The organism is Streptomyces sp. NPDC034085 (genome assembly GCF_055575555.1).
The window spans coordinates 323306-337736 of the sequence record NZ_JBVISL010000006.1; the positions used below are offsets into that span (position 1 = coordinate 323306).

General features: G+C 70.8%; 13 protein-coding genes. All 13 read left to right on the forward strand.

Annotated elements, in window-relative coordinates:
• The first annotated feature begins 54 nt into the window (after positions 1-54).
• The 13 genes from pyrR (at position 55) to metK (ending at position 14369) form a co-directional block, all read left to right on the forward strand.
• Positions 55-642 carry a bifunctional pyr operon transcriptional regulator/uracil phosphoribosyltransferase PyrR gene (pyrR, locus tag ACZ501_RS22815; protein ID WP_361607415.1) on the forward strand — a complete coding sequence of 196 codons (588 nt, stop codon included), beginning with the start codon at positions 55-57 and terminating at the stop codon, positions 640-642.
• Between the two features lie 106 nt (positions 643-748).
• A complete protein-coding gene (locus tag ACZ501_RS22820) occupies positions 749-1738 on the forward strand; it encodes an aspartate carbamoyltransferase catalytic subunit (RefSeq protein WP_362457234.1) in 990 nt (329 codons plus the stop codon).
• Between the two features lie 2 nt (positions 1739-1740).
• The gene (locus tag ACZ501_RS22825; RefSeq protein WP_361607409.1) at positions 1741-3027 is read left to right on the forward strand and encodes a dihydroorotase; all 1287 of its coding nucleotides are present in this window, start codon (positions 1741-1743) and stop codon (positions 3025-3027) included.
• Entirely contained in the window at positions 3024-3605 is a 582-nt protein-coding gene (locus ACZ501_RS22830; protein WP_361607406.1) for a PH-like domain-containing protein, read from the forward strand. The genes ACZ501_RS22825 and ACZ501_RS22830 overlap by 4 nt, the downstream gene beginning before the upstream one ends.
• On the forward strand, positions 3602-4744 hold the full coding sequence (carA, locus tag ACZ501_RS22835; protein WP_361607403.1) for a glutamine-hydrolyzing carbamoyl-phosphate synthase small subunit: 1143 nt from the start codon (positions 3602-3604) through the stop codon (positions 4742-4744). Before ACZ501_RS22830 ends, carA begins: the two co-directional genes overlap by 4 nt.
• Positions 4737-8045 (forward strand): carbamoyl-phosphate synthase large subunit, encoded by a 3309-nt coding sequence (carB, locus tag ACZ501_RS22840; protein ID WP_361607400.1) that lies wholly within the window; start codon positions 4737-4739, stop codon positions 8043-8045. Before carA ends, carB begins: the two co-directional genes overlap by 8 nt.
• Before the next feature lie 87 nt (positions 8046-8132).
• On the forward strand, positions 8133-9242 hold the full coding sequence (locus tag ACZ501_RS22845) for a quinone-dependent dihydroorotate dehydrogenase (RefSeq protein WP_362457225.1): 1110 nt from the start codon (positions 8133-8135) through the stop codon (positions 9240-9242).
• A complete protein-coding gene (gene pyrF / locus ACZ501_RS22850; RefSeq protein ID WP_468797584.1) occupies positions 9239-10081 on the forward strand; it encodes an orotidine-5'-phosphate decarboxylase in 843 nt (280 codons plus the stop codon). The genes ACZ501_RS22845 and pyrF overlap by 4 nt, the downstream gene beginning before the upstream one ends.
• A gap of 282 nt (positions 10082-10363) precedes the next feature.
• Positions 10364-10687 (forward strand): integration host factor, encoded by a 324-nt coding sequence (locus ACZ501_RS22855; RefSeq protein ID WP_361607391.1) that lies wholly within the window; start codon positions 10364-10366, stop codon positions 10685-10687.
• Between the two features lie 61 nt (positions 10688-10748).
• Positions 10749-11312: a guanylate kinase gene (gmk, locus tag ACZ501_RS22860; protein WP_361607388.1), complete on the forward strand. Its 564-nt coding sequence runs from the start codon at positions 10749-10751 to the stop codon at positions 11310-11312.
• A 41-nt stretch (positions 11313-11353) separates the two neighbouring features.
• Positions 11354-11626, forward strand: a complete 273-nt coding sequence (gene rpoZ, locus ACZ501_RS22865) for a DNA-directed RNA polymerase subunit omega (RefSeq protein ID WP_004948662.1) — start codon at positions 11354-11356, stop codon at positions 11624-11626.
• A gap of 98 nt (positions 11627-11724) precedes the next feature.
• Complete coding sequence (coaBC, locus tag ACZ501_RS22870) at positions 11725-12966, forward strand: bifunctional phosphopantothenoylcysteine decarboxylase/phosphopantothenate--cysteine ligase CoaBC (RefSeq protein ID WP_468797587.1); 1242 nt, start codon at positions 11725-11727, stop codon at positions 12964-12966.
• Between the two features lie 194 nt (positions 12967-13160).
• Entirely contained in the window at positions 13161-14369 is a 1209-nt protein-coding gene (gene metK / locus ACZ501_RS22875) for a methionine adenosyltransferase (RefSeq protein WP_362457216.1), read from the forward strand.
• The last annotated feature ends 62 nt before the right edge of the window (positions 14370-14431 follow it).

Below are 14431 nucleotides of genomic sequence, written 5' to 3' on the forward strand. Positions count from 1 at the left end.
ACATCAGACGTCCTTTAAGGTCCGTCCCGTGAGGCGGAGAAGGAGGTCCTTTTCATGGACAGCACGACTTCCCGGGTTCCGGCCGACGAAGCGATGCGCCCCGTTCTGGAGGCGCAGGACATCGCCCGGGTCCTGACCCGCATCGCCCACGAGATCGTCGAACGCGCCAAGGGCGCCGACGACGTGGTGCTCCTCGGCATCCCCACCCGCGGTGTGTACCTGGCCCGCCGGCTGGCCGCCAAGCTCGAGGAGATCACCGGGACGAAGGTCCCGGTCGGCTCGCTCGACATCACCATGTACCGCGACGACCTGCGCCTGAAGCCCGCGCGGGCGATCGGCCGCACCGAGATCCCCGGCGACGGCATCGACGGCCGCCTGGTGGTCCTCCTCGACGACGTCCTGTTCTCCGGCCGCACCATCCGGGCCGCCCTCGACGCCCTCGGCGACATCGGCCGCCCCCGCGCCGTCCAGCTCGCGGTCCTCGTCGACCGCGGCCACCGCGAACTTCCGATCCGCGCCGACTACGTGGGCAAGAACCTGCCCACGTCGCTGCGGGAGACCGTCATGGTCCAGCTCCAGGAGGAGGACGGCCGCGACGCCGTGCTGCTCGGCCAGCGGACCGCCCGGGCCGCAGGGCAGTAACCCCCACGCGTACGGGACCCCGCGGGGCCCGTGCCGCGGCCTGCCCTGCCCGCACCACCGTCAGCCCCGCCTGCCTGCCTGCCCTCCCGACTTACGGAGCACCCAGATGAAGCGCCACCTCATCTCGGCCGCCGACCTCACGCGCGACGACGCCGTCCTGATCCTCGACACCGCCGAGGAGATGGCCCGCGTCGGCGACCGGCCGATCAAGAAGCTGCCCACCCTGCGCGGCCTCACCATCTGCAACCTGTTCTTCGAGGACTCGACCCGCACCCGGATCTCCTTCGAAGCAGCCGAGAAGCGCCTCTCCGCCGACGTCATCAACTTCGCCGCGAAGGGCTCCAGCGTCTCCAAGGGCGAGTCCCTCAAGGACACGGCCCAGACCCTGGAGGCCATGGGCGTGGACGCCGTGGTCATCCGCCACCACGCCTCCGGAGCCCCCTACCGGCTCGCCAACTCCGGCTGGATCGACGCCCCGGTGATCAACGCCGGCGACGGCACCCACCAGCACCCCACCCAGGCCCTGCTCGACGCGTTCACCATGCGCCGCCGCCTGGTCGGCCGGGACGCCGGACTCGGCAAGGGCCTCGACGGCCGCCGGATCACCCTCGTGGGCGACGTCCTGCACAGCCGCGTGGCCCGCTCCAACGTCGACCTGCTGCACACCCTCGGCGCCGAGGTCACCCTGGTGGCCCCGCCGACCCTGGTGCCCGTCGGCATCGAGAACTGGCCCTGCGAGATCTCGTACAGCCTTGACGAGGTGCTGCCGAAGTCCGACGCCGTCATGATGCTGCGTGTGCAGCGCGAGCGGATGAACGCCGCCTTCTTCCCCACCGAGCGCGAGTACTCCCGCCGCTACGGCCTGGACGCCGCCCGGATGGCCCGGATGCCCGAGCACGCCATCGTGATGCACCCCGGCCCCATGGTCCGCGGCATGGAGATCACCGCCGAGGTCGCCGACTCCGACCGCTGCACGGTCGTCGAGCAGGTCTCCAACGGCGTCTCCATCCGCATGGCCGTCCTGTACCTGCTGCTCGGAGGATCCGAGCCCGCCGTCACCACCAGCCCCGCCGCCCGCACCGAGGAGAACAAGTAACCATGAGCAAGATCCTTATCCGCGGTGCGAAGGTCCTCGGCGGCGAGGCGCAGGACGTCCTGATCGACGGCGAGACCATCGCCCAGGTCGGCCAGGACCTCTCCGCCGAGGGCGCCCAGGTGATCGAGGCCGCCGGCCAGGTCCTCCTCCCGGGCCTGGTGGACCTGCACACCCACCTGCGCGAGCCCGGCCGCGAGGACTCCGAGACCGTCCTCACCGGTACCCGCGCCGCGGCCTCCGGCGGCTACACGGCCGTCTTCGCCATGGCCAACACCTTCCCGGTCGCCGACACCGCCGGCGTCGTCGAGCAGGTCTGGCGCCTGGGCAAGGAGTCCGGCTACTGCGACGTGCAGCCCATCGGCGCCGTCACCGTCGGCCTGGAGGGCAAGAAGCTCTCCGAGCTCGGCGCCATGCACGAGTCCGCCGCCCGCGTCACCGTCTTCTCCGACGACGGCAAGTGCGTGGACGACGCCGTGATCATGCGCCGCGCCCTGGAGTACGTGAAGGCCTTCGGCGGCGTCGTCGCCCAGCACGCCCAGGAGCCCCGCCTCACCGAGGGCGCCCAGATGAACGAGGGCGTCGTCTCGGCCGAGCTGGGACTCGGCGGCTGGCCGGCCGTCGCCGAGGAGTCGGTCATCGCCCGCGACGTCCTGCTCGCCGAGCACGTCGGCTCCCGCGTGCACATCTGCCACCTCTCCACCGCCGGCTCCGTCGAGATCGTCCGCTGGGCCAAGTCCCGCGGCATCGACGTCACCGCCGAGGTCACCCCGCACCACCTGCTCCTCACCGACGAGCTCGTGCGCTCGTACAACCCGGTCTACAAGGTCAACCCGCCGCTGCGCACCGAGCGCGACGTGATGGCCCTGCGCGAGGCGCTCGCCGACGGCACGATCGACATCGTCGCCACCGACCACGCCCCGCACCCGCACGAGGACAAGGACTGCGAGTGGGCCGCCGCCGCCATGGGCATGGTGGGCCTGGAGACCGCGCTCTCCGTCGTCCAGCAGACGATGGTGGAGACCGGGCTGCTCGACTGGGCGGGCGTCGCGGAGCGGATGTCCCACGCTCCGGCGCGCATCGGCAGCCTCCCGGGCCACGGCCGGCCCGTCTCGGCAGGTGAACCCGCGAACCTGACCCTGGTCGACACCTCGTACCGTGGTGTCGTGGACCCCGCACACTTCGCCTCCCGCAGCCGCAACACGCCTTACGAGGGCCGTGAGCTGCCGGGGCGCGTCACTCACACCTTCCTGCGGGGCCGGGCAACGGTCGTGGACGGGAAACTGGCGTGACACCTGCAGTGATCCAACTGGCCGCCGAGGCCGCCGGACGACAGTCGGCGGAGGTGACGGACTGGGACGCCCGCATCGCGTGGGTGCTCGGCCTGCTCGTCTTCATCGCCTTCGTGTACTGGCTGATGCGGCAGGGCTGGAAATGGCGCGGCGCACTGCAGAGCGATCTGCCGGAGCTCCCCGCCGCCCCCGGCGGACTCCCCGAGCACCGGCTGGCCCTGACCGGCCGGTACCACGGGTCCACCACCGCGGGGCAGTGGCTCGACCGGATCGTCGCCCACGGACTCGGAGTCCGCAGCCGGGTCGAGCTCACCCTCACCGACGCGGGCCTCGACGTGGTCCGTCCGGGCGCAACCGACTTCTTCGTACCGGCCGCGCAGCTGCGCGGCGCCCGCCTCGACAAGGGAATCGCGGGCAAGGTACTCACCGAGGGCGGTCTGCTCGTCGTCACCTGGGCGCACGGCGACAAGCTGATCGACTCCGGATTCCGCTCCGACCGGGCTGCCGAGCACGCCGCCTGGGTCGAAGCCATCAACCTCATGAACCAATCCATCACGACGGAAGGCGCCGAACGATGACGACCTCCACCAGGGGAGCAGCCAAAGCTCCCGCCGTACTCGTCCTGGAGGACGGTCGGATCTTCCGCGGCCGCGCCTACGGCGCTGTGGGGGAGACCTTCGGCGAGGCCGTGTTCTCCACCGGAATGACCGGCTACCAGGAGACCCTCACCGACCCGTCGTACCACCGGCAGGTCGTCGTGATGACCGCCCCCCACGTGGGCAACACCGGCGTCAACGACGAGGACCCCGAGTCCTCCCGCATCTGGGTCGCCGGCTACGTCGTGCGCGACCCCGCCCGCGTCCCCTCCAACTGGCGCTCGCAGCGCTCGCTGGACGAGGAGCTGGTCAAGCAGGGCGTCGTCGGGATCTCCGGCGTCGACACCCGCGCCCTGACCCGCCACCTGCGCGAGCGCGGCGCCATGCGCGTCGGCATCTTCTCCGGCGACGCCGTCATGGACGACGCCGTGCTGCTGGCCAAGGTCCAGGACGCCCCCCAGATGAAGGGCGCCGACCTCTCCGCGGAGGTCGCCACCAAGGAGGCGTACGTCGTCCCCGCGATCGGCGAGAAGAAGTTCACCGTCGCCGCCGTGGACCTCGGCATCAAGGGCATGACCCCGCACCGGATGGCCCAGCGCGGCATCGAGGTGCACGTACTGCCCGCCACCGCCACCGTCGAGGACGTGTACGCGGTCCAGCCGGACGGCGTGTTCTTCTCCAACGGCCCCGGCGACCCGGCCACCGCCGACCACGCGGTCTCGGTCATGCAGGGCGTCCTGGAGCGCAAGACCCCGCTCTTCGGCATCTGCTTCGGCAACCAGATCCTCGGCCGCTCGCTCGGCTTCGGCACCTACAAGCTGAAGTACGGCCACCGCGGCATCAACCAGCCGGTCCAGGACCGCACCACCGGCAAGGTCGAGGTCACCGCGCACAACCACGGCTTCGCCGTCGACGCGCCCCTCGACAAGGTCTCCGAGACCCCCTACGGCCGCGCCGAGGTCTCCCACGTCTGCCTGAACGACAACGTCGTGGAAGGCCTCCAGCTGCTCGACCAGCCGGCCTTCTCCGTCCAGTACCACCCCGAAGCGGCAGCCGGCCCGCACGACGCCGCCTACCTCTTCGACCGTTTCGTATCCCTGATGGAGGCCGAGCGTGCCTAAGCGCACCGATATCCAGTCCGTCCTGGTCATCGGCTCCGGCCCGATCGTCATCGGCCAGGCCGCGGAGTTCGACTACTCCGGCACCCAGGCCTGCCGCATCCTCAAGGCCGAGGGCCTGCGGGTCATCCTGGTGAACTCCAACCCCGCGACGATCATGACCGACCCGGAGATCGCCGACGCCACGTACGTCGAGCCGATCACCCCCGAGTTCGTCGAGAAGATCATCGCCAAGGAGCGCCCCGACGCGCTGCTGCCGACGCTCGGCGGCCAGACGGCCCTGAACACCGCCATCTCCATGCACCAGCAGGGTGTGCTGGAGAAGTACGGCGTCGAGCTCATCGGCGCCAACGTCGAGGCCATCAACAAGGGCGAGGACCGCGACCTCTTCAAGGGCGTCGTCGAGGCCGTCAAGCGCAAGATCGGCTACGGCGAGTCGGCCCGCTCGGTCATCTGCCACTCGATGGACGACGTCCTGGGCGGCGTCGAGACGCTCGGCGGCTACCCCGTCGTCGTCCGCCCCTCCTTCACCATGGGCGGCGCCGGCTCCGGCTTCGCCCACGACGAGGAGGAACTGCGCCGCATCGCCGGCCAGGGCCTGACGCTCTCCCCGACCACCGAGGTGCTCCTGGAGGAGTCCATCCTCGGCTGGAAGGAGTACGAGCTGGAGCTGATGCGCGACACCAAGGACAACGTGGTCGTCGTCTGCTCCATCGAGAACTTCGACCCGATGGGCGTCCACACCGGCGACTCCATCACCGTCGCCCCCTCGATGACGCTCACCGACCGCGAGTACCAGCGGCTGCGCGACATCGGCATCGCGATCATCCGCGAGGTCGGCGTCGACACCGGCGGCTGCAACATCCAGTTCGCGATCAACCCGGACGACGGCCGCGTCATCGTCATCGAGATGAACCCGCGCGTCTCCCGCTCCTCCGCGCTCGCCTCCAAGGCCACCGGCTTCCCGATCGCCAAGATCGCCGCCAAGCTGGCCATCGGCTACACGCTGGACGAGGTCCCCAACGACATCACCGAGAAGACGCCGGCCTCCTTCGAGCCGACCCTCGACTACGTCGTCGTCAAGGCCCCGCGCTTCGCCTTCGAGAAGTTCCCGGCCGCCGACGCCACCCTCACCACCACCATGAAGTCGGTGGGCGAGGCCATGGCCATCGGCCGCAACTTCACCGAGGCCCTCCAGAAGGCCCTGCGCTCCCTGGAGAAGAAGGGCTCGCAGTTCACCTTCGTCGGCGAGCCCGGCGACAAGGACGAGCTGCTGGCCACCGCGGTCCGCCCGACCGACGGCCGCATCAACACCGTCATGCAGGCCATCCGCGCCGGCGCCACCCAGGAAGAGGTCTTCGAGTCCACGAAGATCGACCCCTGGTTCGTCGACCAGCTCTTCCTGATCAAGGAGATCGCGGACGAGCTGGCCGCCGCCGAGAAGCTCCACCCCGAGCTGCTCGCCGAGGCCAAGCGCCACGGCTTCTCCGACGCCCAGATCGCCGAGATCCGCGGCCTGCGCGAGGACGTCGTCCGCGAGGTCCGCCACGCCCTGGGCGTCCGCCCGGTCTACAAGACGGTCGACACCTGCGCCGCCGAGTTCGCCGCGAAGACCCCGTACTTCTACTCGTCCTACGACGAGGAGTCCGAGGTCGCGCCCCGCGAGAAGCCCGCGGTGATCATCCTGGGCTCCGGCCCGAACCGCATCGGCCAGGGCATCGAGTTCGACTACTCCTGCGTCCACGCCTCCTTCGCGCTCAGCGACGCCGGCTACGAGACCGTGATGGTCAACTGCAACCCGGAGACCGTCTCGACGGACTACGACACCTCCGACCGCCTGTACTTCGAGCCGCTGACGCTCGAGGACGTGCTGGAGATCGTCCACGCCGAGTCGCTGGCCGGCCCGATCGCCGGTGTCGTCGTCCAGCTCGGCGGCCAGACCCCCCTCGGTCTCGCCCAGGCGCTCAAGGACAACGGCGTCCCGGTCGTCGGCACCTCCCCGGAGGCCATCCACGCCGCCGAGGACCGCGGCGCCTTCGGCCAGGTCCTCGCCGACGCCGGCCTGCCGGCCCCCAAGCACGGCACCGCCACCACCTTCGCGGGCGCGAAGGCGATCGCCGACGAGATCGGCTACCCGGTCCTCGTCCGCCCGTCCTACGTGCTCGGCGGCCGCGGCATGGAGATCGTCTACGACGAGGCCCGCCTGGAGTCGTACATCGCGGAGTCCACCGAGATCAGCCCGACCCGCCCCGTGCTGGTCGACCGCTTCCTCGACGACGCCATCGAGATCGACGTGGACGCGCTCTACGACGGTGAGGAGCTCTACCTCGGCGGCGTCATGGAGCACATCGAGGAAGCCGGCATCCACTCCGGCGACTCGGCCTGCGCCCTGCCCCCGATCACCCTCGGCGGCTTCGACATCAAGCGCCTGCGCGCCTCCACCGAGGCCATCGCCAAGGGCGTCGGCGTCCGCGGCCTGATCAACATCCAGTTCGCGATGGCGGGCGACATCCTCTACGTCCTCGAGGCCAACCCCCGCGCCTCCCGGACCGTCCCCTTCACCTCGAAGGCGACCGCCGTCCCGCTCGCGAAGGCCGCCGCGCGCATCTCGCTCGGCGCCACCATCGCCGAGCTGCGCGCCGAGGGCATGCTCCCGAAGACCGGCGACGGCGGCACCCTGCCGCTGGACGCGCCGATCTCCGTCAAGGAGGCCGTCATGCCGTGGTCGCGCTTCCGCGACATCCACGGCCGCGGCGTGGACACCGTCCTCGGCCCGGAGATGCGCTCCACCGGCGAGGTCATGGGCATCGACACGGTCTTCGGCACCGCCTACGCCAAGTCGCAGGCCGGCGCCTACGGCCCGCTGCCGACCAAGGGCCGCGCGTTCATCTCCGTCGCCAACCGCGACAAGCGCTCGATGATCTTCCCGGCCCGCGAGCTCGTCGCCCACGGCTTCGAGCTGCTCGCCACCTCCGGCACCGCCGAGGTGCTGCGCCGCAACGGCATCAACGCCACCATCGTGCGCAAGCTCAGCGAGGGCGAGGGCGCGAACGGCGAGAAGACCATCGTCCAGCTCATCCACGACGGCCAGGTCGACCTGATCGTCAACACCCCGTACGGCACCGGCGGCCGCCTCGACGGCTACGAGATCCGTACGGCCGCCGTGGCGCGCAGCGTCCCGTGCCTGACCACGGTCCAGGCGCTCGCCGCCGCCGTCCAGGGCATCGACGCGCTCAACCGCGGCGACGTCGGCGTGCGCTCCCTCCAGGAGCACGCGCAGGACCTCAACGCGGCCCGCGACTAGCAGCCCGTAGGGGAGAGGGGGACACCGACGGCGCGGACCGCGCCGGGTGTCCCCCTCTTCATGAGCGCAGAAGGGACACTTCGGACGATGTACAAACTGTTCTTCAACCTGGTTTTCAAGCGGATGGACCCCGAGAAGGCCCACTACACGGCCTTCCGGTGGATCCGCCTCGCCGCCCGCGTCCCGGTGCTGCGCACCCTCGTCGCGGCCGTCCTGGCGCCGCGCTACGAGTCCCTGCGCACCGAGGCGCTCGGCCTGCGGATGCACGGCCCCTTCGGGCTCGCGGCCGGCTTCGACAAGAACGCCGTGGCCATCGACGGCATGTCGATGCTCGGCTTCGACCACGTCGAGATCGGCACGGTCACCGGCCAGGCACAGCCCGGCAACCCCAAGAAGCGGCTCTTCCGCCTGGTCCCCGACCGGGCGCTGATCAACCGCATGGGCTTCAACAACGAGGGCTCGGCCGCCGTCGCCGCCCGCCTCGCCGCCCGCAACCCTGTCTTCAGGACCGTCGTGGGCGTCAACATCGGCAAGACCAAGGTCGTGCCGGAGGCCGAGGCCGCGGCCGACTACGTGCTCTCCACCGAGCGCCTCGCCCGCCACGCCGACTACCTGGTCGTCAACGTCTCCTCGCCGAACACCCCGGGGCTGCGCAACCTCCAGGCCACGGAGTCGCTGCGGCCGCTGCTGACCGCCGTACGGGAGGCCGCGGACCGCGCGGTCACCGACCGCCGGGTCCCGCTGCTGGTCAAGATCGCCCCGGACCTCGCGGACGAGGACGTCGACGCGGTCGCCGACCTGGCCCTGGAGCTCGGCCTGGACGGCATCATCGCCACCAACACCACCATCGCCCGCGAGGGCCTCGGCCTGAGGTCGGACGCCGCCCTCGTCAAGGAGACCGGCGGCCTGTCGGGCGCCCCGGTCAAGGAGCGCTCCCTGGAGGTCCTGCGCCGCCTGTACGCGCGCGTCGGCGACCGCCTGGTCCTGGTCGGCGTGGGCGGCATCGAGAACGCCGAGGACGCCTGGCAGCGCATCCTGGCCGGCGCCACCCTGATCCAGGGCTACAGCGCCTTCGTCTACGAGGGGCCGTTCTACGCCCGCGCCCTCCACAAGGGCCTGGCCGCGCGCCTGGCCGCCAGCCCGTACGCGACCCTGGCCGAAGCCGTGGGCGCCGAGACCCGAAAGGCCGCGCTGTGAGCCCTGTGACCCCCTTCGGAACCCGTCTGCGCGCCGCCATGGACGCCCGCGGGCCGCTGTGCGTGGGAATCGACCCGCACGCCGCCCTGCTGGCCTCCTGGGGGCTGGACGACGACATCACCGGTCTGGAGCGGTTCTCCCGCACGGTGGTCGAGGCCCTGGCCGACTCCGTCGCCGTCTTCAAGCCGCAGGCCGCCTTCTTCGAGCGGTTCGGCTCGAAGGGCGTCGCGGTCCTGGAGCGGACGGTCGCCGACGCCCGGGCCGCCGGGACGCTGGTGGTCATGGACGCCAAGCGCGGCGACATCGGCTCGACCATGGCCGCGTACGCCTCGGCCTTCCTGGACCCCGCGTCCCCGCTGTTCTCGGACGCGCTGACGGTCTCCCCGTACCTGGGCTACGGCTCGCTCGCCCCGGCCGTGGAGCTGGCCCGGGAGTCGGGTGCCGGACTCTTCGTCCTGGCCCTCACCTCCAACCCGGAGGGCGCCGAGGTGCAGCGCGCGGTCCGCGAGGACGGCCGTACGATCGGCGCGACCATGCTGGCCCACCTGGCGGCGGAGAACGCGGGCGCCGAGCCGATGGGCTCCTTCGGCGCGGTGGTCGGTGCCACGCTGGGCGACCTGTCCTCCTTCGACCTGGACATCAACGGACCGCTGCTGGCCCCGGGCATCGGCGCCCAGGGCGCGACCGCGGCCGACCTCCCCGCCGTCTTCGGCGCCGCCGTCGCCAACGTGGTCCCGAACGTCTCGCGGGGCGTCCTGCGGCACGGCCCGGACGCGGCCGCGCTGCGCGCCTCCGCGAAGCGCTTCGCCGACGAGGTCCGCGAGGCCGTCGCGGCCTGATCGGGCGGGTGCCGGGCACCCCGGCGACGCGCGATGACGAAATTCGAACGTCTTTCCCCGGACAAAACCGGGGTGGTTTGTCTGTGATGTACGGTTCAGTGGAGGCTGACCAGGACTTTTCGTCCGTTCTCGCTGACTGGAGCGGCCTTGGCCGCTAGTCTCCGACCAGAGCGAACGCGCAGCGAGGCAGTTCCATCGCTGTTCGGGACCTCGCCCGGCGTGGTGCCCACGGGCTCCCCGCCGGTCCGTATCCGACAGTTCGACATCCGAGGTGACGTAGGCGTGGCTCTTCCGCCCCTTACCCCTGAACAGCGCGCAGCAGCGCTCGAAAAGGCCGCCGCGGCTCGCCGGGAGCGGGCCGAGGTGAAGAATCGACTCAAGCACTCCGGCGCCTCCCTCCACGACGTCATCAAGACGGGTCAGGAGAACGACGTCATCGGAAAGATGAAGGTCTCCGCCCTTCTCGAGTCGCTGCCCGGCGTCGGCAAGGTCCGCGCCAAGCAGATCATGGAGCGCCTCGGCATCTCCGAGTCCCGGCGTGTCCGAGGTCTCGGCTCCAACCAGATCGCCTCTCTGGAGCGTGAGTTCGGCGGTAGCAGCGCCTGAGGCGCCGCCCGAAGTTCTCCCGGCGTTCCCAGGCAGTCCCGGGAACCTGGATAATCGCTCTATGGCAGCAGAGGTTCGTCCGCGGCTGACCGTGCTCTCCGGCCCTTCGGGTGTCGGCAAGAGCACGGTCGTCGCGCATATGCGCAAGGTCCACCCCGAGGTGTGGCTCTCGGTGTCGGCCACCACCCGCAAGCCGCGGCCCGGTGAGCGACACGGAGTCCACTACTTCTTCGTCAACGACGACGAGTTCGACAAGCTGATCGCCAACGGCGAGCTGCTGGAGTGGGCCGAGTTCGCGGGCAACCGCTACGGCACACCGCGCGGCGCGGTACTGGAACGCCTGGACAACGGCGAACCGGTGCTGCTGGAGATCGACCTCCAGGGCGCCCGGCTCGTCCGCGAGTCCAAGCCCGACGCCCAGCTCGTCTTCCTGGCCCCGCCCAGCTGGGACGAACTGGTCCGCCGCCTCACCGGCCGGGGCACCGAGTCGCCCGAGGTCATCGAGCGCCGGCTGGCGAGCGCGAAGATCGAACTCGCTGCCGAGTCCGAGTTCGACACCACCCTGGTGAACACCTCCGTCGAGGACGTGGCGCGTGAGCTGCTAGCCTTGATGAAAGTTGTTTGATCGATTTGTTTCGATCTTCACCCATCTTCGGAAGGTAGAGCGTGTCCTCTTCCATCACTGCGCCCGAGGGCATCATCAACCCGCCGATCGACGAGCTGCTCGAGGCCACGGACTCGAAGTACAGCCTCGTGATCTACGCGGCCAAGCGCGCGCGTCAGATCAACGCGTACTACTCGCAGCTCGGTGAGGGCCTGCTCGAGTACGTCGGCCCGCTGGTGGACACCCACGTCCACGAGAAGCCGCTTTCGATCGCGCTGCGCGAGATCAACGCGGGTCTGCTGACCTCCGAGGCCATCGAGGCCCCGGCCCAGTAGGCAGCAAGGAATTCCTTTCATCACAGGCCCGGCAGAACATCTGCCGGGCCTGTGGTGTGTCATAGGTGTCGTAGCGAATCGTGAATGGGGAGTGCGTGGTGGACAAGCCGAAGGTCGTGCTGGGCGTCAGCGGCGGGATCGCCGCCTACAAGGCCTGCGAGCTGCTGCGCCGGCTGACCGAGTCCGGGCACGACGTACGGGTGGTGCCCACGGCGGCGTCCCTGAACTTCGTCGGCGAGGCCACCTGGGCCGCGCTCTCCGGGAACCCGGCCTCCACGCAGGTCTGGGAGACCGTCCACGAGGTGCCCCACGTACGCATCGGCCAGGGGGCCGACCTCGTCGTCGTCGCCCCGGCCACCGCCGACCTGCTCGCCAAGGCCGCGCACGGGCTGGCCGACGACCTGCTCACGAACACCCTGCTCACCGCCCGCTGCCCCGTCGTCTTCGCCCCCGCCATGCACACCGAGATGTGGGAGCACCCGGCCACCCAGGAGAACGTCGCCACGCTGCGCCGCCGCGGCGCGGTCGTCATCGAGCCCGCCGTCGGCCGGCTGACCGGCAAGGACACCGGCAAGGGCCGGCTGCCCGACCCGGACGAGATCTACGAGGTCTGTCGCCACGTCCTGCGCAGGCACGGTATGGCCCGCGGGGCGGCGGAGCCCGACCTCGCCGGGCGGCACGTGGTCGTCAGCGCCGGCGGCACCCGCGAGCCCCTGGACCCGGTGCGCTTCCTCGGCAACCGCTCCTCCGGCAAGCAGGGCTACGCCCTGGCCCGCACCGCCGCCGCCCGGGGCGCCCGGGTCACCCTGGTGGCCGCCAACACCGCGCTGCCCGACCCGGCCGGGGTGGACGTCGTACGGGTGGGAACGGCCCTCCAGCTGCGCGAGGCGGTGCTCAAGGCCGCCGCGGACGCCGACGCCGTGGTGATGGCGGCGGCCGTGGCCGACTTCCGGCCCGCCCGGTACGCCGACGGCAAGATCAAGAAGCAGGACGGGAAGGATCCCGAGCCCGTGGCCCTCGTGCGCAACCCCGACGTCCTCGCGGAGATCTCCGCCGAGCGGCCCCAGGAGGGCCAGATCGTGGTCGGTTTCGCGGCCGAGACGGACGACGTGCTCGCCAACGGCCGGGCCAAGCTGCGGCGCAAGGGGTGCGACCTCCTCGTGGTCAACGAGGTCGGCGAGGCCAAGACCTTCGGATCAGAGGAGAACGAGGCCGTCATCCTGGCCTCCGACGGGGGCGAGACCCCGGTAGCCCACGGTCCCAAGGAAGCGCTGGCGGACGTCATCTGGGACCAGGTCGTCCCGCGACTCGCGCCCCCGCGCGATCTCCGACGCGCCTGAGCGTCGCCCTTCTCGCCGGTAGGTCCGTGCGCCAGAATGGAGTGCCGCAGGTCACATGGCTCCCATAAGGCGAGACGGGTGGTCCGGTGAACGGTGGCGACCGATAAACTGCATCTGGAACGTGACCGGGCGCAGCCTCCGGTGTGGTTCCGCCAAATGATCAGCCAGCAGCCGCTGCAACCCCAGGGAGCGTTGTGTCCCGTCGCCTGTTCACCTCCGAGTCCGTGACCGAGGGTCACCCCGACAAGATCGCTGACCAGATCAGCGACACGATCCTCGACGCGCTCCTCACCGAGGACCCGACCTCGCGTGTGGCCGTGGAGACTCTCATCACCACCGGTCTCGTGCACATCGCGGGCGAGGTGACCACCAAGGCCTACGCGCCGATCGCCCAGCTCGTGCGCGACAAGATCCTCGAGATCGGCTACGACTCGTCGAAGAAGGGCTTCGACGGCGCCTCCTGCGGCGTGTCGGTGTCCATCGGCGCCCAGTCCCCGGACATCGCGCAGGGCGTCGACACGGCCTACGAGTCCCGGGTCGAGGGCGACGAGGACGAGTTGGACCGGCAGGGCGCCGGCGACCAGGGCCTGATGTTCGGCTACGCGACGGACGAGACGCCCGAGCTGATGCCGCTGCCGATCCACATCGCGCACCGCCTCTCGCGCCGCCTGTCCGAGGTCCGCAAGAACGGCACCATCCCCTACCTGCGGCCCGACGGCAAGACCCAGGTCACCATCGAGTACGACGGTGACAAGCCGGTCCGCCTCGACACGGTCGTCGTGTCCTCGCAGCACGCGGCCGACATCGACCTCGACTCGCTCCTCGCTCCCGACATCCGCGAGTTCGTCGTCGAGCACGTCCTCGCGCAGCTCGTCGAGGACGGCATCAAGCTGGACACCGAGGGCTACCGGCTGCTGGTGAACCCGACCGGCCGCTTCGAGATCGGCGGCCCGATGGGCGACGCCGGCCTGACCGGCCGCAAGATCATCATCGACACCTACGGCGGCATGGCCCGCCACGGCGGCGGTGCCTTCTCCGGCAAGGACCCGTCCAAGGTCGACCGCTCCGCCGCGTACGCGATGCGCTGGGTCGCCAAGAACGTCGTCGCCGCCGGCCTGGCCGCGCGCTGCGAGGTGCAGGTCGCGTACGCCATCGGCAAGGCCGAGCCCGTCGGCCTCTTCGTGGAGACCTTCGGCACCGCCAAGGTCGACGTCCAGAAGATCGAGGACGCCATCGGCGAGGTCTTCGACCTCCGCCCGGCCGCCATCATCCGCGACCTCGACCTGCTGCGCCCGATCTACGCCCAGACCGCCGCCTACGGCCACTTCGGCCGCGAGCTCCCCGACTTCACTTGGGAGCGCACCGACCGCGTCGACGCCCTGCGCGCCGCCGCCGGCCTGTAAGCGGTACCGCTCCGCGTGAACGGCCCCGGACCCTCGCGGTCCGGGGCCGTTCGCTGTCGGTG